Origin of the sequence: Azospirillum formosense, from assembly GCF_013340925.1 — a bacterium.
Classification (GTDB): Bacteria; Pseudomonadota; Alphaproteobacteria; order Azospirillales; family Azospirillaceae; genus Azospirillum; species Azospirillum formosense.
Window position 1 is genome coordinate 1 of the sequence record NZ_WHOR01000464.1, and the last position, 1,914, is coordinate 1,914.

Sequence of the window (1,914 nt, forward strand, 5' to 3'; positions counted from 1 at the left end):
TCGACCTGTCATGCTGTTTGTGTGAGTTTGTGGATTTTGTTTTTTCAAAGCATGAGGCGGCATCTGAGTTCGTTTTCAGGGTCGTGGGCATGGGGAGGAGTACCAGAGCCGGGTCCCGCGCCGCCCGCAACCGCCATGGGGTGGACGAGTTGCTGGAGCGCTGGGACCGCGAGTTCGCGGTCTGGCGGCGCGAGCGGGCCGAGGCGCGCGGCCGCGCCTATGTGGATCGGCATTTCGACCTCGCCCGCTTCGAGAAGCTGTTCCCGGTGGCCCGCGGGCTGGGGCGGCGGCTGGTCCTGGTGATCGGCCCGACCAACTCCGGCAAGACCCACCACGCCATCGAGGCGCTGAAGGGCGCCTATGACGGCATCTATCTGGCGCCGCTTCGCCTGCTGGCGCTGGAGGTGATGGAGCGGCTGAACGCCGAGGGCACGCCCGCCTCCCTGCTGACCGGCGAGGAGGCGATTTCGACGCCGGGCGCCCGCCACACCGCCTCGACCATCGAGGTGATGGACCCCGACCGCCCGGTGGAGGTGGCGGTGATCGACGAGATCCAGATGCTTGCCGATCCCGACCGCGGATGGGCCTGGACGGCGGCGCTGATGGGCGCACCGGCGGAGACCGTCTACATCCTGGGCGCCCCGGAGGCCCGCCCGCTGGTCGAGCGGGTGGCGGCCCATCTCGGCGAGCGGCTGGAGGTGATCGAGCTGGAACGCAAGGTGCCGCTGACCCTGATCGACCGCCGCCTGAACTGGGAGGAGGTGGAGCCGGGCGACGCGCTGATCGCCTTCTCCCGGCGGGAGATCCACGCGGTGCGCGACACGCTGCGCGCCAAGGGCCTGTCGGTCGCCGCGGTCTACGGCGCTCTGGCCCCGGAGGTGCGGCGGCGGGAGGCGGCGCGATTCCTGTCCGGCGAGGCCGACGTGGTGGTGGCGACCGACGCCATCGGCATGGGGCTGAACCTGCCCTGCCGGCGCGTGCTGTTCACCGCGCTGGAGAAGTTCGACGGGACCAGCGTCCGCCCGCTGAGCGCGACGGAGGTCAAGCAGATCGCCGGCCGTGCCGGGCGCTTCGGCAAGTTCGAGTCGGGGGAGTTCGGCGTGGTCGGGCGGGGCACGCCGCAGGCCCTGCGCACCCTTCTGGAGAAGGCGGACGGCCGGCTGCGCGCCGACGCGCCGCTGACCGTGCGGCCGACCCGCGCCATGCTGGCCCGTCTGGCCGATCACATCGGGACGGAGGAGACGGTCCTGCTGCTCGACTGCGTCGCCGACGCCCGCACGGCGGGGTCGCCCTACCGGGTGGGCGACCTGTCCGGGATGCGGCGGCTGGCGGTGATGCTGGACGAACGGCGGCTGACCCTGCCGGCCAAGCTCGACCTGCTGCTGATCCCCGCCGACCTGGAGGACGAGGCGGAGGCCCGCATCCTCGCCGCCATCCTCGGCGCGGTGGAAGCCGGGGAGCCGTCGCCGCTCGGGCGCTTCGTCCCGGCGCGGCTCGACGGGTTGGACGGGGCGGCTCTGGAGGGGCTGTCGCGGGCCTGCGACCTTTATTACTGGGCGGCGCGCAAGTTCCCCACCCTGTTCCCGGAACGGGAGGCGGTGCGCAGCCGCCGCGGCGAGATCAGCCGGCGCCTGGCCGACCTGCTCGCCACGCGCGGGGCGCGGTCCGCCGGGCAGCGGCGCGAGCCGCCGCCCAAGGCCGGTTTCCGCGGCGCCCCACGCAAGCGCTTCGGGCCTCGGCGGTAGAGCGGCGGTGGAGCGGGACCTTACATCCCGCCCGGATAGTTCGGGCCTCCGCCGCCCTCCGGGACGACCCAGTTGATGTTCTGGGTGGGGTCCTTGATGTCGCAGGTCTTGCAGTGCACGCAGTTCTGCGCGTTGATCTGCAGGCGCGGGTCGCTGCCGTCCTCCGCCC

2 protein-coding genes are annotated in these 1,914 nt (G+C 72.5%); one reads left to right on the plus strand and one right to left on the minus strand.

Features of this window, described 5'->3' with window-relative positions:
- Positions 1-89: 89 nt before the first annotated feature.
- Positions 90-1,745 (plus strand): helicase-related protein, encoded by a 1,656-nt coding sequence (locus tag GBZ26_RS29010; RefSeq protein ID WP_247884950.1) that lies wholly within the window; start codon positions 90-92, stop codon positions 1,743-1,745.
- 20 nt (positions 1,746-1,765) lie between these two features.
- Here the strand turns inward: GBZ26_RS29010 and GBZ26_RS29015 are convergent.
- On the minus strand, positions 1,766-1,914 hold a 149-nt coding region (locus GBZ26_RS29015; RefSeq protein ID WP_174437221.1), incomplete at its 5' end, for a 4Fe-4S dicluster domain-containing protein.

What these genes read in the sequence shown, in the direction of transcription:
- GBZ26_RS29010 (WP_247884950.1), top strand. Translation starts at nt 90, where the DNA reads ATGGGGAGGAGTACCAGAGCCGGGTCCCGCGCCGCCCGCAACCGCCAT.